Origin of the sequence: Xenorhabdus vietnamensis, from assembly GCF_002127535.1 — a bacterium.
GTDB lineage: Bacteria > Pseudomonadota > Gammaproteobacteria > Enterobacterales > Enterobacteriaceae > Xenorhabdus > Xenorhabdus vietnamensis.
On sequence record NZ_MUBJ01000022.1, the window covers coordinates 52636 to 74730 of the forward strand.

A 22095-nucleotide genomic window follows, 5' to 3' on the forward strand; every position below is an offset into this window, starting at 1 on the left:
ATACCCTTAGCTTAATTTATATTCTTAAAGGCCGTGCTAGATGCGGCCTTTTTGTTTTTGGTGCAGGGATATGTATCCCACTACTTGCCAATGTTCCCATATGGCAATACATTGCGCAGGCAGCATCAATCAGGGACATTGCAATAGCTGCACCACTACCCTCACCAAGCCGTAAATCCAAATTCAAATATGGCTGCAAATTCAAATACTGTAACGCCAGCGCCGCACCTTTTTCTGCTGACATATGGGACGGAATACAATAATCCCGTGCAATGGGGGATATCTGACACACAGCCAATGCTGACGCATACGACAAGAAACCATCAAGTACCACTGGTACGCCAGCCGCAGCCGCCCCCAGAATCACGCCAGCCATGCCTACAAGCTCAAACCCTCCCACCTTTGCCAACACATCAATCGCGTTTTTGTTATCCGGCTGATTGATGACAATAGCCCGCCGTACAATGGATTGTTTATGCATCAGTCGCTCAAGAGGCAAATTAGCGCCCAGCCCCACCACATCACAGGGATCACTTCCTGTCAGGACACTGATAACCGCAGCAGCAGAAGTCGTATTGGCAATACCCATCTCGCCAATGCCAAATACCGTTATTCCTTCTGCAATGCGCTGTTGTACCAATTGTGCGCTTGCCAGCAACAACATTTCAGCTTGTTCGTAATCCATCGCGGCACCTTGGGCAATATTACCGCTACCCCGCGCGAGTTTAAGAGAGAGCATTTGTTCAATTGGATCACAATCAATGCCAATATCCACAGGTAAAACATGCGTTCTGCTGTTTTTAGCCAGTACACAAACACCAGTTAACCCTTTTAACATATTGCGTGCCTGTATAGCTGTAGCGTTTTTAGGTGAAATAGCCACACCTTCGTCATACACCCCATGATCAGCGCACATGACAATAATCTCTTTTTGCAGGTTTTTCAGACTTGAAATACCCGGCATACCAGATAAATGTATTGCTAATTCTTCAAGACGCCCCAAACTCCCCAATGGCTTAAGCAGGCTGTCAATATGTCGTGCTGCTTTTGCCATATTTTCCTGATTCAAAGGCTGGATCGCATCAATCAACGATTGTAGTGCCATGTTTATTGCTCCAGCCAGAATTCTGTCCGGGCATTGAATACTCGCAAAATGGTAAATTCCGCATGAATATCAACGATACTGTAAGCGCCTTGCTGGAAGGGAAAAGACCACATGGCGGTTATCGGTAATTTAAGCAATTTGGCAATCATCACGCCTAAAACTCCCTGATGAGCAACTATCAGATGATTTGCCAAAGCAGTCGCAGAACACAACTCTTCAATGTATTCCTCCACCCGTGCTGAAAAATGCCGGAATGGCTCTCCTCCGGTTGGGCAACCGTTTTGCCAGTCTGATAACCAACGTGACCAAGCCTGTGGTTCCTCATTAGCAATGTTTTCGTGATGACGCAGTTCCCAGCCCCCAAAATTCAACTCATTAAGACGCTGATCACTTATTATGTTTGATCCAGTTATGTTTGATTCAGTTATGTTTGATCCATTTGATATGTCTGATTGGGAAATGATTTGCGCTGTTTGTTGTGCTCGCTGCATTTCACTACAGCGGATAGATTGAAAAGTGATATTTTTCAGTGCCACAGCGACTTGTTGTCCCTGTTGCACCCCAATTTCAGTCAAAGGCAAATCGGTTTTGCCACAAAAAACACCATCAATATTGGCTTGTGTCTGCCCATGTCGAACGAGAAACAATCGCATCTGATTATTTTCTCCAGATTGACTTTGTTTATTGCCAAATCATCGCCAACAAAAAAGTAACTTCTCCCACTTCAATGGAAGCCCCCAACGTATCGCCCGTTTGCCCGCCAAGACGATAATTGAAATAGAGAGCAAGACCATAAATCACAAGCAATGACACCATCATTGCCAATAAGGCTTTCCAGTTTCCTAATACCATCACCAATGCAGCACCACCCAACAAAGTCAGCGCAGTTGCAGAGGGAGTAATTTTGCCAATATAACTGCTTCCCATACCCTCACTTTCACGGGCATAAGGTTGCTTATACATTAAAAGCACCACGGCTGTGCGCCCAACAATCGGGGCACACACCAGCAAAGCAAACAAGTAAAAAGGGGGATGATAAGATAATTCAACGACAGCTAATATTTTGGTGACAATACAGAAAATTAACCCGACACCACCATAAGTACCGAGCCGGCTATCAAGCATGATCTCCAGCATTTTTTCGCGTTGGCGAGCAGAAAAAAGCCCATCACAAGAATCAGCCAACCCATCTAAATGCAATCCTCCGGTCAAAAAAGCCAAAGCCAGCACATAACCAATCGCACCGATATACATTCCCCCACCCGACTGACTGACAGCAAGTGATAGCAGGCCAGCCAAACAACCAATAATCAACCCGACCAACGGGAAATAAGGAACTCCCCGCCAATAATGACGAAAATCGATGCCTTCTGCCCATTTTTCCGGGATCGGAAGCCGTGTCATAAACTGTAATGTGGCCCAAAAAAGATGCGGTTTCATTTAATCTTCACTCCAATGCCTGACACCATCAACCAGACTTCTTTCGCAGCCCGTGCCAGTTTTTGATTAGCACGCCCGGCAATATCGACAAAATGGCGTGCCAAACGATTTTCAGGTGTGATGCCCATTCCTAACTCATTGGTCACCAAACACACCGGCATCGGACACATCAAGCTGGCATCAATCAGGTCATCGAGCTGATGATGAATAAACACCTCCAATGATGCGAAATCAAGTTCATCAGGTGATATACCGCCCGATAGATCAAACAATAAATTGGCAATCAATGTGGTGACACATTCTACTATAACGCCCTCTTGGAGCTGGCGGTGCTGGCGGATGACAAAACCTAAATCCTGATGACCTTCCCAAGTTCGCCAATGTGCCGGACGCTCCTGTTTATGCTGCTCAATACGAGCCGCCATCTCATCATCCGTGACCTGCGCCGTAGCGATATACAATACCTGCTCGCATTGTTCAGCAAGCAGGCGCTCAGCGTGGCGGCTCTTGCCACTGCGGGCACCACCTGTTACCAGAATCATGGCATGACTCCATCGTGCAAAATGTTATCTCACAGAAATACACCACAATAATGCTCTACTTTACCTAAATTCTCTCTTGGTAATTTGAGATAAGACATTATTTATGTTCATTCATTAATTGATAAATCCGTGAGATATTCAGATGCTCACGCATACTGGCAGCCAATATGTTGAACTGTTTTTCCTTATGCCAGACATAATTAAAGGCAACATTTTCCAGTGGAACGAAGCCTTTTCTTATACGCAATTGGTTTAATAGTGGACGGGTGAACGTATTTTGATCAAACAAACCATGCAAGTAGCTTCCCATCACTAAACCATCCTGAGCAACAGCACCATCAAACCAGATTTTCTCTTCGCCATTATGCAAATGCATTTTGGCAAAAGGCGCGGCTCGCTCACCAAGCCGCGTAGTTCCCATATGAATCTCATAACCCGCAATCGGTTGATCACTGCATAATTTCAACATACCTGATAATGCAGGCACCACGATGCCCCTGACCTGTGCGGTCTGTTTTTCACTGGCAAATGTTGTTTCAGTATCCAATAATCCCAAACCTGTCATTTGGTTTAAGCCGGATTCCACTGCATCCACGATCTGCTTACCCAACATTTGATACCCCCCACAGATCCCGATAATCGGCATATTTTCCTGACGGGCCTTGATAATTGCCTGATCAAACCCCTGAGCTTTCAACCATGCCAAATCTCCCAAAGTATTCTTGCTGCCGGGAAGAATAATAAGATCAGCACATTGCAGTTCAGAAGGCTCGGAGACATAACGCAAATGCACATCCGGTTGAACAGCCAGCGCATTGAAATCCGTGAAATTAGCGATATGGGGATATTGAATGACAGCAATATCCAGACAATCTTCTGTTTTTTGTTTCTGCTGATCATATTTACCCACCTGCAAGGCAACGCTGTCTTCATCTTCCAGATCGAGATCCAGCCACGGCAAAACTCCTAATATCGGTACTTGAGTCAAGGCTTCGATCTGATCGATTCCTGATTGCAACAAAGACACATCACCGCGGAATTTATTGATGATCACTCCCTTGATCCGGGCTTTTTCCTCAGGTTTGAGCAAAGCCAAGGTACCGTAGATGGACGCGAACACACCACCACGATCAATATCTGCCACCAGAATTACAGGTGTATCCACCAATTCGGCCATGCCCATGTTGACGATATCGCGATCACGCAGATTAATCTCTGCCGGGCTGCCTGCCCCTTCCAATACCATGATGTCCGTTTCTGCCGCCAATCCGTTATATGCCATCAAAATCTGCTGGAGCAATTGGGGCTTATATTCGTGATATTCCACTGCATTCATGCTGCACATCACTTTCCCCATAAAAACCACCTGAGCCTTGCGATCGCTGGTGGGTTTCAACAGCACAGGATTCATGCGCACATCCGGCGCAATCCCTGCGGCTTCTGCCTGAAATATCTGCGCCCGTCCCATCTCTTTACCATCTGCGGTAATCCCTGAATTAAGTGCCATATTCTGGGATTTAAAGGGAGTGCAACGATAACCATCCTGTGAAAATATTCGACAAAACCCCGCTACCAGCACACTTTTGCCTACATCAGATGCTGTTCCCTGAACCATCAGCGATAACGCCATTGTATTTTTTCCTTATTATTTTGCGGATGCATATTTTTGATCATCTACCCATGTCAGCGCATATTCGATCCTGCTTTGTATTACTCACTTTGATAATTTCCAGTTTTTATTAATCAAAATCGTTGAAAAATACGATAACTCGTTCTCCCAACCTTTTTCGCTAAGGGGCTGTGTGGCAAGATCGCGCCAACACCGTTCTGTCGGTAAAGTGGCATCTGCCATCATCAGTGCATGTTCCAATAAATTGTGACGATGCAATAGATCACGTATCAGGGGAAAACGTGAATACACTTTCATCAGGACAATACAGTCGTGGTTGAGCAATGCTTGCTCTAAGACGGCTTCAGAAGCGGTACAGGAAATGACCGCCAAGGTTTGATCTTCCATCGCCAATGGCATCATGCTGACAGCGGAAATGGCTGAAAATGAGGTGATCCCCGGTACAATTTCCAACCATGATGGAGAGTTCATCCGTTCCAAAATAAATACCCATGTGCTGAACAGCATGGGATCTCCCAAAGTGATAAAACCGACTTTCCTGCCGCTGATCACGTCCTCTTTCAAGGTTTGCGCCACTTCATTCCACACAGCTTTTTTTGCTGCCATGTCAGCTTTCATTAAAAAATGATAAGTACAGACTTCGGTTTTCGGTGAAAGATATTCTTCAATAATGGAATGGGCGAGGCTTTGGGCACCTTTTTTCCCCGTTGGGGTATAGATCACATCAAGCTCAGAAAGAATACGCGCCGCCCGTACAGTAATCAGGTCACTGGCACCGGGGCCAACGCCCATGACATACAGTTTTCCTGCTTTTGCTTTTCCGTTCATTCGACTTTCTCCTCATCATTCATCACTCAGCGCGTAAACCAGATGATCGACAAACATCTGACGGATCATTGGGTTTTCCCCCAAACCCTGTAACCAGGGAATAGCCACGATCCCCGCGTTCTCCAACTGTGATTTCCAGGAATCTTCTTCATTCGAAGCCATATCATTAGTAGCATGATCGCCGGCCACCAACATCAATGGCATCAGATAAACTTTGCGGATCTTCTGCTCTTTTAATCCTTTGATGATTAGGGGAAGTTCGGGATAACTTTCGACCGCACCTACCCGTGCCGGAAAATGGTAGTGGCTCATCAGGTGATCCAGACAGGCATAAGCGGAAAAGGCATGGTGTGTTGTGCCGTGTCCCATAAAGACGACACATTCATTCTCCGCCAGCCGGGGAAGCTGGTGGCGCAGCGCCCGCATCAATTGCAGGTAATCATTAAAGTGGCTGAGTAATGGAGCACCCAACACTAACCGTTTAAAGCGGGGACGGAATTTCTCAACCTCACGAAGTACCTTTTCGTATTCATCGCCATTAATGATATGCAGGCATTGAACAGCAACATCACTATAGCCCGCGTGATGTAGTCTGGTCAGCGCGTCATGGGGATTATCAATGTGAATGCCATCGCGCTGACGCAATTTACGAATGATCATGCCAGAGGTAAATGCCCGAAATAGTTCCCTGTCCGGAAAAACTGATGCCAATTGCTGCTCACAGGTTTCAATATTGTTTTTGAGTGTTTCGGGATAGCTGGTGCCGAAACTTATAACCAATAGTGCTTTTTTCATTTTGCTCTTCCTTATCGGTCTATTTGCTGGCCTTCAAACATTCGCCAATAACCTCGCCATTGCTTCCAACCCATTGGCCTGCGTGATCCCTTTACCACCAAATTGCTCCTCTGGACGACAAAGCACGATGCAGGGCAAACCGAGAGAAAGACATGGCTCGATTTTTTCCTTGAAACCACCTTGTTCACCTGACTCTTTGGTAATCACGACCTCCGCCTGACAAAATTGGTAAAATGCCCGATTGAAATCGGCACTGAATGGGCCTTTCAAGGCAAAAATTTGATCGACTGACAGGCCACAGGATTCGCACGTCGCCAAAACTTCCGTTGTCGGCAATACACGAGCCAGCACGGTTTTTCCTTGTAAGTGGGTTACATAATCCGGCAATTGCTTGCTGCCGGTAGTCAGCAAAATGCGGGTTCCCAAATTGGCTGCCACTTCACACGCCTTCTCAAGGGTTGCCACTTTATGAATGAGAGGATGCTCAATGGCATCAATATCGCTGGGACGGATATAACGGATGAGAGGAACATCCAACGTCTGGCAAGCGCTGACAATATTTTGGCTCAGACGTTCGGCATAAGGATGAGAAGCATCAATTACCATTCTCACTCCCTGCTTTTGCAGGTACTCGATCATGGCTTCGGCCTCCATCCTACCGATGGCAATTTTACCGCGAATCCCCCTTGACTGCTGCGCTCCCGTTGGGGTAGCCACTGACAAGCAATAATCTATGCCGGCAATATCCATCATCACACAAATTTGGCGGGCATCGCTCGTACCGCCAAAAATGTGAATCAGCGGCCGTTTCATAGCTTGTACCCTCTCGGCGTGATCATCAGCCCATCACGAATGTAGGTTGACTGATTACCCACAATCACCAGACTGCGCATATCAACGCGGGAAAAATCCATTGCTCCAAAAGTCGTCAGCCATTTATCCTCATGTTTACGCCCCGCAGCTTTCACCACACCCACAGGAGTTTCTGCTGATTTCCACGGAGCCATCAAGGAAAATGCCCGTGCCAAATGCTCTTCCCGCCCACGGCTACGGGGATTGTAGAAACAGACCACAAAATCAGCTTCTGCCGCAGCCTTCACCCGTTTTTCAATCACCTCCCACGGTGTAAGCAAATCACTCAGGCTGATATGACAAAAATCATGCATCAACGGCGCACCAAGCAAGGTGGCGCAAGCCGTACTTGCCGTGACACCTGCCACCAGCCGAACTTCCACATTACGTTTTTGCTGGCTGACCAATTCCAAGATCAAGCCAGCCATGCCATAAATGCCCGCATCACCGCTACAAACCATCGCCACATTTTTGCCCTGCTCTGCCAGCTCAATGGCTATCTGGCAGCGTTCAATCTCTTTGCACATGCCGGTTTTGATAATTTCTTTATCGCCCACCAGCGGTTTCACCAGATGGGTATAGGTTTTGTAACCCACCACGATGTCAGCCGCTTTCAATGCTGCAATCGCTTCCTGCGTCATCATGGCTTCGCTGCCGGGGCCAATTCCAATGACAGTTAACATGGATGCAATACTCCTAATGTGATGGTGACGCCCTGCTCACGCAGGGTATGGCCAACCAAGTGCCCTTGACTCATCAGCCAAGCCACGGGTTGGGAAACACAGCCTATGCCCACCGTTTTTCGGACAAATTCAGAGACCGGAAATTCTTGTTCACACTGGGCAAGCTGATTAACAGAGAAAATTTGGAATGGAATTTGGCATTTTTCTGCCAATTGGATTAATGCAGGCTCGGCTTTTTTCAATTCGATACTGCCAACGGCTTTTAGCGCCAAAGGTTCAAAACTGTACTCCGCCAGATGGTGTTCCAACAATTCTGTGAGACGTTCTGCTTTCACTCCACGTCGGCAACCAATTCCCGCAACAATGCGACGAGGGATTAATTTAAAGGTAGGAATTGCCAATACCAGATTTGTCCGTTCATAACTGACGTATACCAAAGCATCCAGTTCAGGCCGATCATCCAGAGCATCAACGGGAATAAATCCACGCGTATCGTAGCGATCTTTTTCGCAACGCAAGGATGGATGCCACCAAATTCCTACCCGCTTGCCATTAGCCAGCATTTGATTGACGGTTTTAACGTTGGTACGGAAATTTTCCATTTCTCCGTCAATTTGTTGCGATAACATATCCAGTGCTGCGACTTGGTTAACATCTGTTGCAGTCGTGATCACCGCCTGACCATCAAGAATATCTGCAATCTGTTGTGCCAGCTTATTCGCACCTCCCATATGCCCCGACAGTAAACTGATGGCAAACTGTCCTTTTTCATCCAGCACGACAACCGCCGGATCGGTCATTTTGTCCTTGAGCAGAGGAGCGATAACCCGAATGGCAATCCCCGTCGCGCCAATCATGATCAATGCGCCGTATTGAATGAATGCCTTGCGTACCGTACTGGCAAAACCATCCTCAAAAGCCATGAATCCGCTGTCCGCATCCATAAATTCACTCTCCAGCAATTCAGGAGAAGTGAAACAATCCATCGCCAAATGGGATTGCAAACGACGAGCCAGCGCTATGCCTCCTTCCGTCAGGCAAAACAAGGCATATTCTTTATTTACGATTGCTTTATTCAGAACAGATTTATTCAGAACCGATCTATTTAAACTGGCTTTTTTAGCTGTAGCTCTGCCAACAGCAGTTCTGGCAGAAGTAAATTTGTTAGGCGCTACGGTATTCATGGCTGAACCTCGCATCATACAATTTTGAGTAGTGATACTCTTCCCCAAGAAAATTCCCCACCAAGATCAAGGCAGTTTTACAAATGCCGGCGTTGCGTACCTGTTCAGCAATCGTCTCCAATGTCCCCCGCACAGTCTGGCAATCCGGCCAAGTTGCCTTGTAAACTACGGCAACAGGTGTTTGCTGCCCATATCCCCCTTGAATCAACCGCTCAACAACCTGCGCAATGTTCTGTACCGAAAGAAAAATCGCCATTGAAGTCTGGTGGGCGGCAAAAGCCTCCAACGTTTCCCGTGGTGGCATCGGAGTCCGGCCTTCCATGCGGGTAATAATCAAACTTTGCGCAACTTCGGGCACTGTGTATTCCACACCCAACTGCGCAGCCGCGCCAAGAAACGAACTCACTCCCGGCACAGAAACAAAACCAATATCGTGATTTGCCAGCTCTTCAGCTTGTTCACGAATAGAGCCAAACAGCGATAAATCCCCCGTTTGCAGACGAACCACCAATTTGCCGGCTTTCACACTGTTGACCATCAATGCCGTGATTTCCGGCAATGTCATCCCTGCGCTGTCATGGCATTCGGCATCTGCCCGGCAATATTCCAGTAACTCCCTATTAACTAGCGAACCGGCATAAATCACTACTTGAGCCTGCTGTAACAATTGATAGCCTTTTAGGGTAATCAGGCTCTTATCCCCCGGTCCCGCACCAACAAACCAGACTTTTGCAGTATCAAAACTGGCTTTATCAATCTGTTCGGAATCGATCTGTTCGGAATTAATATATTCAGACATTATCCTGCTCCTCTTACCAATGCCTCTCTTGCCAAAATCCCTTGTTCAGACTCTTTCTGGCAGGACAGCAAATAGGTGGGATTGTTGGGTTTGAAATAATGCCCTTGTCCCAATGCCGTCAGTTCTCCCACCTGAATTTCACGCCCATCCAACACAGCCACCTGACAGGATTTCAGATGCGACAATGCTTGCGTAAAATTTTCCAGCAAGATAAAAGTCATCACCAAGCGTCCGCCTGAATTCAGGTGTACCAGCGCCCAATCAATAATTTCCGTCAGACTCCCACCAGTTCCGCCAATGAAAATGGCATCTGCGGTGTTGTCCAATGGCACTGGGGCAACCCCAGACTGGATTCGAACTCTATGGCAACCAAAATGCCGAACATTCTCAGCAAGCAGTAACAGCGCTTCTTCTTTACGCTCAATGGCGAGGATATCCAATGTGGGATAGCGCAATGCTGCTTCAATACTGACGCTGCCAGTGCCTGCACCAACATCAATAAAGCGACAGGCGTTTTCCAATTCCAGCCGTTCCAACGCCAGTGCCCTAACCACTTCTTTGGTCATTGGGATGCGATGACCACGCAAAAACAGTTCATCTTTCATTCAGGATCTCCATCATTCAAGATCACTACCATTCAAGATAACGACTACATTCAGGCCATAATCAATGTCGCCGCGTTGAACGACCTGTTCTGCATTCAAATACATAATTTGCTCATGTTCCTGAGATAAATTTTCACCAATCACCATGCGGCGTTGCTGCCCTCGTGCCAGAATTTCTTGTGCAATCTGGTAAGGGCCAATGACGTCATCCGTTACCATGGCGATTTTTTCGTGTCGCAGCAGCCAGTCAAAATCCGGTTTGCGTCCGTGGCTGCTGGTGAGGTAAATGTCGTTCATATCCAGCAAAATATGGGCACACAGATACTGGATCGAACTGATACCAGAGATAATGCGAATGTTTTGTCTGTAGGAGTTTTTTCTGCCAGCATGCAGCTCAGAAAAATGCTCAGTAATTCGTTTACCAATGCCATAAAAGAGGGGATCACCCGAAGCCAGCACGACAATATGACGATGCTGGTTTTTTTCGAGCCACTGCATCAATCTATCCATATCCGCATTCAAACAGCGGGTTTCACCACTGAAATGGGGGAATTCGGCAAGATGACGTTTTCCACCCACTAACACTTCTGCCTGTTTGATCGCATCCAGCGCAGCCAACGTTTGGTTTGCAGCGGCTCCGGGGCCAATACCAACAACGGTGATCATCGGCAATCCTCCCCAAAATCCTTCACAATCTCGTCCACAGGCCGATTGCAGCCCAACACTTGGTTATCAAAGGAGAACAGAATGGCGTCACACTGCGGTTTGCCACTGGCAAAACGCAACATCTGATTGATACGCCAGCAGATTTTCTGGGCAATTTGGTGATACACCCTCTGCCAGCCTTGTTCAGCTATCAATTCAATGGCTGCTTCGGTGGTATCACATTGATCCACCGCCTGAATCAGTTCAAAAGGGGCCCCCATCAAGGCCAGATTAGCGATCAGCGTTTCCATCCTTCCGTCAGCAATATGGCTGTGGGTATGAAAAATACCGGCAGCGATTTTCACCAACTTGCCGACATGCCCTACCAGCACTACATGACGGAATTCCAAACGCACCGCTTCTTGCAACATATAACCGACGAAATTGCTCATTGTGACGACACAATTAGCATCAATGCCCAACTGTTGACTGACAAAACGTTCACCATGATTGCCCGGCACAAAAATAACGCGATCCAACCCGCTGGCACGTTTGGCCTCCAATTCAAGCGCCAGAGAACGTTTCCAGCTCTCTTCCGACATCGGCGTTACAATGCCTGTCGTGCCGATAATCGAAATCCCTCCTTTAATTCCCAATCTGTCGTTATAGGTTTTCTTCGCCCGCTCCTCACCTTCCGGCGCAAAAATGACGATATCAGCCCCACGGTGCGGGCCAATCACTTCCCGCACCGTTTCCTCAATGGTATGCCGCGGGGTTTTATTAATAGCCGCCCAACCAATAGGTAAACCGACCCCCACTCGTGTTACCCTGCCAACACCTTCGCCGCCATCCAGTGTGATTACGCCGCTATCATTGAGGGAAACACGGGCAAAAATCAGCATTCCGTGGGTTGCATCCACATCGTCGCCACCATCTTTGCGGATCGCCGCAATCGCCTGTTGCCCTTCAATCAAGGGTTGTTCAACATTCAAGGCCAATGTGACACCTGAGGGCGTAACAATCGAAACCTGATGAATAATCTGCTGGCGCAAGATCATCAACGCAGCGACCCTAGCAGCAGCGGTAGCACAAGATCCGGTGGTGTAGCCTTTACGATATTGTTTGCCTCTGTGCCAAACCGTTCCGAGGCCATCGGCTTGTTTATCATCAATAATTTGCTGATTACAGATTTCACTCACGCCTCACCTCCGGCATCCGATGGCATCCGGTAAAGAATGGCGTTGATAATGGCAGCTGCAATATTGCTGCCTCCCTTGCGCCCTTTTGCTGCAATGCAATGTAATCCGCTATTGATAAGGGCACGCTTTGATTCCTCCGCGCCAACAAAACCGACGGGGACACCGACGACAGCAATCGGTGCAGATTGATGTTCCATCAAGCGAAACAGCGCAGTCGGGGCATTGCCAAAGACAAAAATCTTCTCCCCTGATTCTTGCAGGGCCAGATCAACAGCTGCCATTGAACGTGTTATTTGCTGTGCTTTTGCCATTTGAATGGTGCGGGGATCGCTGACATAACAACGACATTCGCTACCGTACTGAGCCAAGCGGGTTTTATTGATGCCAGACAACGCCATTGTTGTATCGGTATATAACGTACAGCCACGCAAAATACCGTCACGAATGAGGCGAAAAATATCAGGGGAAAAATAGAGAATATCCAGCCAATCAAAATCGGCAGTAGTATGGATCACCCGTTTGATCACCGCTTCTTGATCCGCGTCTATAAAACGATAATCAGGACGAGATTCGCAAATAAGTCGGCTGATGATGTCGAAACTATTTCTTTCAATCTGTTGCGGTTGTTGGATGTAATTGCTCATGCTGTTTCCTCCCTATACCGTCACACTGACCAAGCTATCTATCGAGCTGCTCAAGCTGTGCAGCAGCGCAAACAGCAGCAGCGCCATTACTGATGCCACCATCATCATTTGAACAGACTGTGGAATATCGTCAGGTGTGACCTCACGTTTCGCATCACCAATCCACGGCTTTTCAACGCGCTGGTTAAAATAAACATTCGGCCCGCCAAGACGAATGCCCAATGCCCCTGCTACTGTGGCTTCCGACCAGCCGCTGTTAGGGCTACTGTGTTGATAGCGATCACGCCAGCCAATACGCAGCGCCTGTCGAAAATCCAACCCCTGCCATTTCGCAGCCATTGCCAGCAGAAGCCAGCCCAAACGCGCAGGCAGCCAATTCGCCATATCATCCATACGCGCTGAAAACATCCCCAGCGCCCGATAACGGGGGGTTTTATAGCCAACCATTGAATCGAGGGTATTGATTGCCTTATAGGCCATAGCAAGTGGAGCACCACCAAGCATCAAGAAGAACAATGGTGCAATTACGCCATCCACACTGTTTTCTGCCACGGTTTCAATAGTGGCTCGGCTGATTTGTGGTACTTGTAATTGAGAGGTCTCCCGCCCGACAATTTTGGAAAGCTGCTCACGGCTGGTCAGCAAATCTCCCTGCCGCAAGGCCTGATAAACCGCATTTGCCGCCTCACTTAAACCACGCCCTGCCAGCACGGTATAAATCAGCCAAATTTCAATTAAACACCCTAGCCAAAACGCCGTACCATAGGCCAATTGCAACACCCAATAGCTCATCAGCCAGACGCTTCCCACGACTACCAGCCATAACAGTACACCGCCCCATTTCAAACCGGTGTCGGTTTGGCAAATCCGGCGGATAAACTGTTCAGTTTGATTGATAAGACTCCCCATCCAGCGTACGGGATGCGGCCAATGAGGGGGATCGCCCAACTTCATGTCCAGAATAAAAGCCACAAACCACAGTAAGACTGTCATAACAGCCTCCGTGCCATCATCAGCCAGCGATGAAGCAAACCGGGACGTTGGGCAAAATGAATATGCAGATAACCCGCCAGCGTATTGCCATTCTGGTAACCACCCAGCCAGTTTTTCTGCGCTTTTTTGAGTGTCCCTTTTGGTATTGGAACATCACACCATTTGACACACTGAAAAATGGGCGGCTGAGTCGTGATAAAATCCGAGTAATGGAATTCATGCCCACGCAGAGTTTCCCCTTTAGCCACTAAAGACGTATCGCACATTGCCGTAGCTTCGCAGTAACCAAAGCGTTGCAGGTGATCTCTCATCTGACTCTCACCGGCAATCAACCCCACCATGTTATGCCGCACACCATCTGCATCAATCAGGGCATCACCGAGATACATCAGACCACCGCATTCCGCATAAATGGGAATACCTTTTTGATGTGCCCGACGTAATGCTTCATGCATGGCGTAATTGGAAGATAAAGTCTGAGCATAGATTTCAGGATATCCCCCGCCCAGATAGATCATCTGGCATGTGGGCAACTGGTGATCATGCAGGGGACTGAAACGTTTGATAGTCACACCTGCTTTTTCCAATAACAGCAAGTTATCGGGATAATAAAAGTGGAATGCTTCATCTTCTGCCAAAGCCAGCGTCAAACCTTGCCCTACCGAGGGGTTTACAAGGGAATCGATATTTCCTTTTGGCAAAGAAGATAGCTGAGTCAATGTCAGCAATTTATCCAAATCTACCGAAGCTTCAATCTGTTGAGCAAGGCGAGACCAGCATTCATCACGGCGAGCATTTTCATTGTGTTGGCTGCCTTTATCATACTGATTGCCTTGTTCTCGTGCCGGAATCAGCCCAAGATGGCGAGAAGGCAGTGCAATATCAGGCATTACAGGGATTCGTCCCAAAACGGGAATACCGCAATAATGTTCAATCGCCTGCTTCAATAACTGAAAATGACTATCCCGGTTGACGCGATTTATCAGCACTCCCACAATATTGACCGCCGGATCAAATTGCTGGAACCCCATGACCGTAGCCGCAACCGAAGTAGACACCGCCTTGCCATCCACCAATAAAACCACCGGACAGCCAAGCTGTTTTGCCATCGCTGCGCTACTGCAATAGTTAGGGTTAGTGCCATAGCCATCATATAGCCCCATAACCCCTTCAATAACTGCAATATCTTGATTAATCATGGCTTGGTTAAACAACCCATTCAAAATGGGTTCGGGGAGCATAAAAGCATCAAGGTTATGCGAAACCATGCCAGTCACAGCACGATGCCAGCCGCCATCCAGATAATCAGGCCCGATTTTAAACGGCTGTACCCGCAATGAACGGTTCATCAAAGCTCGCATGATGCCCAACGAAACTGTCGTCTTTCCACATCCGCTGCCTGTACCAGCAATGACAAAAGCATATTTCTGTTGCATGTGCTTGCCCCAAAATATTTAAACCCTGCATTGGTGTTCAACTAACATCGGTGTTCAACTGACATTAGCGCTAAACCAGTATTGATATTAAAAACTAAAACTAACATTCTCATTCATTGATATTTATCAAATAAAAGTCTTTTAATTCTTCTTTAATAAAACAATTAATATTTCATGAATAATATAGACAACAATAGTTTCTTTATTTTTCAATAAATTAAGCCTTGTTATAAAAAATCATCATCACGAAATTAATTACATCTCAAGAGATAGAAAATAGGTTTATTTTAAAATACACATTTTTTATTTTTATAAAAACACCCATAATTACTTTTGTGATCCTGTTCATAATTCTTAAATTATAAGCCATGTTTTTATAATAAAGAAAATAAAAATTAATATACAACCATAAATACATTAATCAACAACACAAATCTAATATATTGAATTTTAATAAGAAAATAAAAAACACCCATCAATAAGATTAAAAAACATTCCTATTAGTAAATATTTTCAATAGAAAATAGAATTCACCTTGAAAATAATTCACATTTAAAAATACGAATATTGATGTAAATCAAACTATCCCACACCACATTGAAGTAATAATTATCAAAAAATTGAGATTTAAATAATACCATTAATAAATGCAAAAAAAAGAGCATCAAAAAAACAATTAGCTAAAGCATAAGTCAGAATAAATAAACCGACTTAGTGATCATGATTAAAATACTTTTCCCTCTCTTTCATTATTTATATTTTAAACCCATAGAGGTAATCCAATGAATAAAGGCAATGTGTGGTTAGTGGGTGCCGGCCCCGGTGATGCTGGTTTAATCACGGTCAAAGGACTGCATTGTATTCAATCGGCAGATGTGATTGTTCATGACCGTCTCGTCAACTCTGAACTCATTGCTCAAGTACCTGATCATTGTGAAATCATTAATGTTGGAAAAGAACATGATTACCATCCCATTCCACAGGAAGAGATTAATCAAATTCTGGTAAAACATGCACAGGCGGGAAAACAGGTTGTTCGCCTGAAAGGGGGCGATCCCTATGTCTTTGGCCGCGGGGCAGAAGAAGCGGAAGTACTGGCACAACATGGTATCAAATTTGAAGTCGTTCCGGGGATCAGTTCTTCAATTGGTGGATTGGCCTATGCTGGTATTCCTGTCACCCACCGCAATTACGCATCTAGTTTCCATGTCGTGACAGGGCATACTTCTCAGGGTAATGAGCAACAGAACTGGGAAGTACTCGCTCAATTGGAAGGAACATTGATTATTCTGATGGGAATGACCCGCCTGAAAGAAATTTGCCAACAATTAATGCTATATGGCAAATCTCCCGAAACACCTGCGGCAGTGATCATGTACGCTAGTCAGCCCAAACAAAAGAGCGTCATAGGCACACTAGAAACTCTGACTGCAAAAGCGGAAGAACAGAATCTGCATGCACCAGCGCTGATTGTGATTGGTGAGGTGGTTAATCTGGGGGCAACTCTCTCTTTTCTTTCCACTGATGGAGCAATTTAATGAGTGAGCATGGTGGCAATATCCTTGGCGTTGCCGAGCAATATGGTCTTCCCGCTAATACGCTTATTGATTTCAGCGCCAATATCAATCCGCTGGGCGCACCGGAACGGGTTAAGGCGTTGATCAAAAATAGCCTTGCCGATATCGAAAAATATCCAGATGTGGAATATCGCCACCTACATCAGGCAATCGCCAAGGCCCATCAATGCGGTTACATGTCGGTGATGGCAGGCAACGGCGCAACAGAACTAATCTATGCTGTCGCCCGTTATCTCCATCCCAAGCGAGCACTACTTATTACCCCAAGTTTTGCCGAATATCGGCGTGCCTTGCAACAAGTTGGAACAGAGATCATTGACTATCCATTAACAGAAGAAACTGGATTTCAACCAGATTTACGCCTGTTAAATACGCTCTCCTCGATCCAACCCGATTGTGTTTTTATAACCACGCCCAATAATCCCACCGGATTAATGCCAGACAGCCAGTTTATGCAATCATTGGTGGAATATTGTGAGAACCAAGGGATCTCACTGATTGTCGATGAATCCTTTATTGATTTTCTGCCTGATAACCGAGGGTTGATTCCCCAAATTGCGGCCACTGAACACCTCTATATACTGCGTTCAATGACAAAATTTTTCGCCATTCCTGGGTTACGTTTGGGCTATTTAGTCAGCGGAAATACAATGGGAATTGCTGAGATGAAAAATCGGCGTAAACCGTGGTCAATCAACACCTTTGCTGCGCGGGTTGGTGAAATTTTGTTTGATGAACATGATTATATTGCTGCTACACATCAATGGCTAAAATCACAGCAACATTATCTATGGACTCAGCTTTCAGCTTTTACTGAACTGACTGTCTGGCCGCCATCGGCTAATTTTTTGTTCTTTCGCTGCAATAAACCCTGTGTTGATTTATGGCACGCCCTGCTTAAACATCGGGTATTAATTCGCCATTGTAAAAACTATGCAGGACTAGGCGAACGTTATTATCGCGTAGCGGTACGCAGTGAATGGGAAAATCAGCATCTGATCGCAGCCATGAAGCAGGTTTTTGCCTATGGCTGAAGCCACTTGCCCCGCTTCCTGCGGAGAACTTCTGCAAGGCTGGCTGCTCGGTGGAGAAAAGTTAATTTCCTGCCCAGTCAATTGGTTCAGTTGTGTTTCTGTCAGTGAAGGCGTTCCTATACTAAATGAACGACCACGTATGCGTCAGATGGTAAATTTACTGCTGGATTACTGGCAGGAACCTCCTGAATTAACTTTCGGTTTGCGCATTGAATATCAATCAACAATTCCTCTCGCCAAAGGCATGGCCAGCAGCACAGCGGATATTGCTGCTACTGCACAAGCCACCGCCAGATTACTGGGGAAGTCACTGAATAGTAAGGAGCTGGCACAACTTTGTGTCAAACTGGAACCCACTGACAGCACAATATTTAAACAATTAACCTTATTTGATCACCTCACCGCCCAGACCCGAATTTCTTTCAATTGGCAACCGGATATCGATATTTTGCTGCTGGAAAGTTCACAAACTATTTTGACAGAAGAATATCATCAACGGGATCGTCACTCACAATTGTGGGATAACGCTTCTTTATTGCAACAAGCATGGTTGCAATTTAATACAGCTAATCAGCGACATGATAACTATCGCCTTGGAGAAGCCTGCACATTAAGCGCTATCGCCAACCAATCGATATTACCAAAGCCCTGTTTTGATCATCTGCGTAATCTGGTTGAACAGACAGGCATTTATGGCCTGAACGTTGCCCATAGCGGCAGTGTCGTTGGCCTATTATTCAACTCACATCACCATGACGCGAATTATCTATGCTGGTGGTTACACCAAAAGCAGATTTCTGAACACTATCCGAAAATCCATCAGGTCAAATTGATTGCGGGCGGCATTCGCTGAACCCGCAGCAATAAACTCGAGAAACGAATCTATCTCTCACTACATAGCTAACCCGAAAGATAACAGGCAAAAATTACGTTATCCTGTCTATCTTTTTACATTTTTCTTATGCTAAATAACATAATTTGAAAAACGAACCAGACCCTATGGAAAATACAACACTTGCACCCGCTACAATTGATGCCTTTATGTCGCTCGATATTCGCGTACTTTCCCTCAAGACGCGTGGCAGGATTTAAATCCGAAGTTTTAGTTTTAGCTGCCGTCTGTGGTGATCAAGGCACCATCCTGATCCAGCCAGAAAGAGGTGTAAGCATAGGCACCCGTATGCTGTAATTTTTTAAGTTAGAAAAAGTTAAGTTAATAAATAGTAGGAATACCATGAGAACACAAAAAAGATGTATGGGCTACATTGCTATCGTTGTCGATGACTATGATAGAGCTATCGACTACTACACTAATAAATTGGGATTTACGTTGGTAGAAGATACGCCACAGCCGGGAAAAAGATGGGTGGTTGTCACCCCAAACCCTGAAAGTGACTGTAATTTATTGCTGGCAAGGGCGTCTAACGAAAGGCAAGAATTATTTATCGGTAATCAATGTGGTGGACGTGTATTCCTGTTCCTGCAAACTGACGATTTTTGGCGCGATTATCACAAAATGAAAGAAAATGGCGTCCATTTTTGTGAAGAACCCCGTCAGGAAGAATATGGCATGGTAGTCGTTTTTGAAGATATTTATGGTAACCGCTGGGATTTATATCAGAATGCGATTGCTTAGAGGATACTTATAAATATTACTATTAGCCCAATTATATTGGGCTATATCTAATTACATTAATGCTTATTTATAGAATTAAACTTACATTATTAACACCTTGAACTAATAAAGCCATCAACTTTATTTAAAATAGACATACTATTATTTACCCATACCCATTAATAAACATTAACCATATTTACATACTCATAATATCATTTTAATAAGCACTATAATTTTTAAACCAAACTTACATTTTTTATATTTTATCCTGCATACCAGTATGTTTAGAATATCCGCGGCAATAATATATAGATTCATTATCAATAATAAAACAAATATCAACCGTAAGGAGAAACCTACCATAATTATAAATAATCACATACTATAACCATAGACTATAACCATAGTAAAAACGCTGTAAAATACATAGTAAAAACATTAAAAACAACACAAAATTATATTTTGATAAATTTCTTAAAATAGGATAACATCTTATGAACACAATCAATATAAATATAAGTGGCAGTAACGTTACAGTCATAAATAATAACGACTCTAATTCAGAGCCATTAACTTATAATACAAACACACCAGCATCAGAGCCTCTTACAGTCAGTCCTTATAAGGATATGACAATAGAACCACACTCTTCTATTGAGGCAATAAGAATTGATACGCCGATTATTCCCGAAACACGTCCCAATTACTATGTAGCCAATTCCGGCCCCGCACCATCAGTTAGGGCTGTTTTTTATTGGTCTCATTCTTTCACATCACAATGGTTCGAACATTCCTCTATCACAGTGAAAGCAGGGGAGGACGGAATATTACAATCACCAAGCAACTCTGTGTATTACAGCAAGGTCGTCATTTATAACGATACAGATAAACGAGCCTTTGTTACTGGATATAATAAGTAACAAGATGAAAAACCATCTATAACTAATAGATTTTAATTTAATAACTATCTAAATAAAGCACTATTTAACTAAGTAATTAAGGTAAAATAAAATTATGAATACCACACCGATTAATGTATCTGAAAATGAAACATTACCTGTAGTCACTGACGTCATGCTTCTGGTGCCTTATACAACGTCTACCCCTGATTATGAATGGGATATGTCATCAATCGTAAAGGATGCGATTATTGGTGGTATAGGGTTTATTCCAGGAGTAGGTCCGGCAATGTCCTTCCTGTTAGGACTATTTTGGCCTCAACAGAAAGATAATACTTGGGAGCAAATTCTCCAGAAAGTAGAGCAGATGATAGAGAATGCCGCTTTACAAACTATTAAAGGAATACTTAATGGAGATATACAAGAAATCAAAGGGAAAATGGAACATGTACAATACATGCTGGAAACCTCGCCTGGCAGTCAAGAAAGTCATGACGCATATATGTTTCTGGCTAGATATCTGGTTAGTATAGATGAAAAATTTAAGTCTTTTGATAATAAAACAAACTACCAGATCCTGCCGATGTACACTAACACCATTATGTTACAAATCCCTTATTGGAAAATGGGAATAGAGAAGAAAAATGATATTGGGCTGACAGATATTGAAGTCAATGAGTTAAAACAACTTATCGACAAATTGGTTGACAAGGCCAAAGACTACATTCATACGATGTACACTAATGAATATAATAATGCCATAAATACATCAACAGCAGAGAGTGTCACTAATAATTTATTATCTGTTAGAGGATATTGTTTATTGCACGGTTTAGAGTGTATTGAATTAATTGAACATCTACAAAATAATAGCCTCGAAAGTGGTTTCTATCCTAAAACTATCAGTTATTCAACTGTATTTGATCGTCCTACTAACAAAACGAGAATTCAAGCGCTTACAGAAGACGATCAAATGCAGGAACCCTTCAAGCCATCTTTAATCGACGGAAAATACAATAAAATAAAATCATTGGTTGGATATGTACAAAGAATTGGGAATGCACCTAGAGTTGGTGGTATTAAAATCACGTTTGCCAACGATTCATCCTACACACTTGGAACAGTAACATCAGAAACCAATTCAATTGAGCTAAATGATAGTGTTATTGAAACGTTGGAAGTATGGGGCAATGGTGCTGTTGATGAGGCATTATTTACGTTAAGTGATAAGCGTCAACTCAGGATCGGAGAGCGCTACGCCAAAAAATACAGAAAATATGCTGTTGATGGACACCATATTGTAGGGCTGTACTTAGCCAGCGATGAACCTTCACTTGCTGGTCAAGCCGCAGGTATTGCAGTTTCATACCATACGCAAACCGACAAAAAATAATATCTAGTTAATGGCATTCGAATTGTAGCTCGGATGCCAGGTGTCCCCAGTCACATAACTGATTATGTGACTGGGGAAGTAATTCTCCCATTTCAAACAGAAGTCAGCAGCAAAAACATGGCTATATTTTGTACATATGATTTTGGCCTATAACCACGAATGCCATAGCAGGCTATTTATGATTATCAAACCAC

The 22095-nt window shown here is 44.8% G+C and carries 23 protein-coding genes; 6 read left to right on the forward strand and 17 right to left on the reverse strand.

The features are described 5' to 3' along the window. Nucleotides 1-16 precede the first annotated feature (16 nt). The 17 genes from cobT to Xvie_RS16370 all read right to left on the reverse strand — a co-directional run bounded on the left by cobT (nucleotide 17) and on the right by Xvie_RS16370 (nucleotide 15380). A complete protein-coding gene (gene cobT, locus Xvie_RS16290; protein ID WP_086110239.1) occupies nucleotides 17-1105 on the reverse strand; it encodes a nicotinate-nucleotide--dimethylbenzimidazole phosphoribosyltransferase in 1089 nt (362 codons plus the stop codon). A 2-nt stretch (nucleotides 1106-1107) separates the two neighbouring features. Beyond that, a complete protein-coding gene (locus Xvie_RS16295) occupies nucleotides 1108-1758 on the reverse strand; it encodes an adenosylcobalamin/alpha-ribazole phosphatase (RefSeq protein ID WP_086110240.1) in 651 nt (216 codons plus the stop codon). A gap of 28 nt (nucleotides 1759-1786) precedes the next feature. Next, on the reverse strand, nucleotides 1787-2545 hold the full coding sequence (gene cobS / locus Xvie_RS16300) for an adenosylcobinamide-GDP ribazoletransferase (protein WP_086110241.1): 759 nt from the start codon (nucleotides 2543-2545) through the stop codon (nucleotides 1787-1789). Continuing rightward, the gene (gene cobU / locus Xvie_RS16305) at nucleotides 2542-3087 is read right to left on the reverse strand and encodes a bifunctional adenosylcobinamide kinase/adenosylcobinamide-phosphate guanylyltransferase (RefSeq protein WP_086110242.1); all 546 of its coding nucleotides are present in this window, start codon (nucleotides 3085-3087) and stop codon (nucleotides 2542-2544) included. The genes cobS and cobU overlap by 4 nt, the downstream gene beginning before the upstream one ends. Before the next feature lie 97 nt (nucleotides 3088-3184). Continuing rightward, the gene (locus Xvie_RS16310) at nucleotides 3185-4717 is read right to left on the reverse strand and encodes a cobyric acid synthase (RefSeq protein ID WP_086110243.1); all 1533 of its coding nucleotides are present in this window, start codon (nucleotides 4715-4717) and stop codon (nucleotides 3185-3187) included. A gap of 84 nt (nucleotides 4718-4801) precedes the next feature. Next, nucleotides 4802-5545, reverse strand: a complete 744-nt coding sequence (locus Xvie_RS16315; protein WP_086110244.1) for a cobalt-factor II C(20)-methyltransferase — start codon at nucleotides 5543-5545, stop codon at nucleotides 4802-4804. 15 nt (nucleotides 5546-5560) lie between these two features. Further along, nucleotides 5561-6340, reverse strand: coding sequence for a sirohydrochlorin cobaltochelatase (gene cbiK / locus Xvie_RS16320; RefSeq protein WP_086110245.1), 780 nt, complete (start codon nucleotides 6338-6340; stop codon nucleotides 5561-5563). Nucleotides 6341-6373: 33 nt separating this feature from the next. Then, nucleotides 6374-7153 carry a cobalt-precorrin-6A reductase gene (locus Xvie_RS16325; RefSeq protein ID WP_086110246.1) on the reverse strand — a complete coding sequence of 260 codons (780 nt, stop codon included), beginning with the start codon at nucleotides 7151-7153 and terminating at the stop codon, nucleotides 6374-6376. Further along, complete coding sequence (locus Xvie_RS16330; RefSeq protein WP_086110247.1) at nucleotides 7150-7875, reverse strand: precorrin-3B C(17)-methyltransferase; 726 nt, start codon at nucleotides 7873-7875, stop codon at nucleotides 7150-7152. Before Xvie_RS16330 ends, Xvie_RS16325 begins: the two co-directional genes overlap by 4 nt. Continuing rightward, on the reverse strand, nucleotides 7869-9059 hold the full coding sequence (cbiG, locus tag Xvie_RS16335) for a cobalt-precorrin 5A hydrolase (protein WP_086110248.1): 1191 nt from the start codon (nucleotides 9057-9059) through the stop codon (nucleotides 7869-7871). Before cbiG ends, Xvie_RS16330 begins: the two co-directional genes overlap by 7 nt. Next, nucleotides 9040-9858: a cobalt-precorrin-4 methyltransferase gene (locus Xvie_RS16340; RefSeq protein WP_086110249.1), complete on the reverse strand. Its 819-nt coding sequence runs from the start codon at nucleotides 9856-9858 to the stop codon at nucleotides 9040-9042. Before Xvie_RS16340 ends, cbiG begins: the two co-directional genes overlap by 20 nt. Further along, complete coding sequence (locus Xvie_RS16345) at nucleotides 9858-10463, reverse strand: decarboxylating cobalt-precorrin-6B (C(15))-methyltransferase (protein ID WP_139838870.1); 606 nt, start codon at nucleotides 10461-10463, stop codon at nucleotides 9858-9860. The genes Xvie_RS16340 and Xvie_RS16345 overlap by 1 nt, the downstream gene beginning before the upstream one ends. A 12-nt stretch (nucleotides 10464-10475) precedes the next feature. Next, nucleotides 10476-11129 (reverse strand): cobalt-precorrin-7 (C(5))-methyltransferase, encoded by a 654-nt coding sequence (locus Xvie_RS16350; RefSeq protein ID WP_086110250.1) that lies wholly within the window; start codon nucleotides 11127-11129, stop codon nucleotides 10476-10478. Beyond that, nucleotides 11126-12298 carry a cobalt-precorrin-5B (C(1))-methyltransferase CbiD gene (gene cbiD, locus Xvie_RS16355; protein ID WP_422645945.1) on the reverse strand — a complete coding sequence of 391 codons (1173 nt, stop codon included), beginning with the start codon at nucleotides 12296-12298 and terminating at the stop codon, nucleotides 11126-11128. Before cbiD ends, Xvie_RS16350 begins: the two co-directional genes overlap by 4 nt. Nucleotides 12299-12303: 5 nt before the next feature. Then, nucleotides 12304-12951, reverse strand: coding sequence for a cobalt-precorrin-8 methylmutase (locus Xvie_RS16360; RefSeq protein WP_086110251.1), 648 nt, complete (start codon nucleotides 12949-12951; stop codon nucleotides 12304-12306). A gap of 12 nt (nucleotides 12952-12963) precedes the next feature. Next, entirely contained in the window at nucleotides 12964-13944 is a 981-nt protein-coding gene (gene cbiB, locus Xvie_RS16365) for an adenosylcobinamide-phosphate synthase CbiB (RefSeq protein ID WP_086110252.1), read from the reverse strand. After that, on the reverse strand, nucleotides 13941-15380 hold the full coding sequence (locus Xvie_RS16370) for a cobyrinic acid a,c-diamide synthase CobB (RefSeq protein ID WP_086110253.1): 1440 nt from the start codon (nucleotides 15378-15380) through the stop codon (nucleotides 13941-13943). The genes cbiB and Xvie_RS16370 overlap by 4 nt, the downstream gene beginning before the upstream one ends. Before the next feature lie 782 nt (nucleotides 15381-16162). On the opposite strand from Xvie_RS16370, the gene cobA reads away from it, so the two are divergent. The 6 genes from cobA (at nucleotide 16163) to Xvie_RS16400 (ending at nucleotide 21901) form a co-directional block, all read left to right on the forward strand. Continuing rightward, nucleotides 16163-16918 carry a uroporphyrinogen-III C-methyltransferase gene (gene cobA / locus Xvie_RS16375; protein ID WP_086110254.1) on the forward strand — a complete coding sequence of 252 codons (756 nt, stop codon included), beginning with the start codon at nucleotides 16163-16165 and terminating at the stop codon, nucleotides 16916-16918. Next, nucleotides 16918-17991: a threonine-phosphate decarboxylase CobD gene (cobD, locus tag Xvie_RS16380; protein ID WP_086110255.1), complete on the forward strand. Its 1074-nt coding sequence runs from the start codon at nucleotides 16918-16920 to the stop codon at nucleotides 17989-17991. Before cobA ends, cobD begins: the two co-directional genes overlap by 1 nt. Further along, nucleotides 17984-18844, forward strand: coding sequence for a GHMP family kinase ATP-binding protein (locus Xvie_RS16385; RefSeq protein ID WP_086110256.1), 861 nt, complete (start codon nucleotides 17984-17986; stop codon nucleotides 18842-18844). The genes cobD and Xvie_RS16385 overlap by 8 nt, the downstream gene beginning before the upstream one ends. 381 nt (nucleotides 18845-19225) lie before the next feature. Further along, nucleotides 19226-19627, forward strand: coding sequence for a VOC family protein (locus tag Xvie_RS16390; protein WP_086110257.1), 402 nt, complete (start codon nucleotides 19226-19228; stop codon nucleotides 19625-19627). A 476-nt stretch (nucleotides 19628-20103) separates the two neighbouring features. Then, the gene (locus Xvie_RS16395; protein WP_086110258.1) at nucleotides 20104-20529 is read left to right on the forward strand and encodes a JHE-like toxin PirA; all 426 of its coding nucleotides are present in this window, start codon (nucleotides 20104-20106) and stop codon (nucleotides 20527-20529) included. Nucleotides 20530-20623: 94 nt separating this feature from the next. Continuing rightward, nucleotides 20624-21901, forward strand: coding sequence for an insecticidal delta-endotoxin Cry8Ea1 family protein (locus Xvie_RS16400; protein ID WP_086110259.1), 1278 nt, complete (start codon nucleotides 20624-20626; stop codon nucleotides 21899-21901). The last annotated feature ends 194 nt before the right edge of the window (nucleotides 21902-22095 follow it).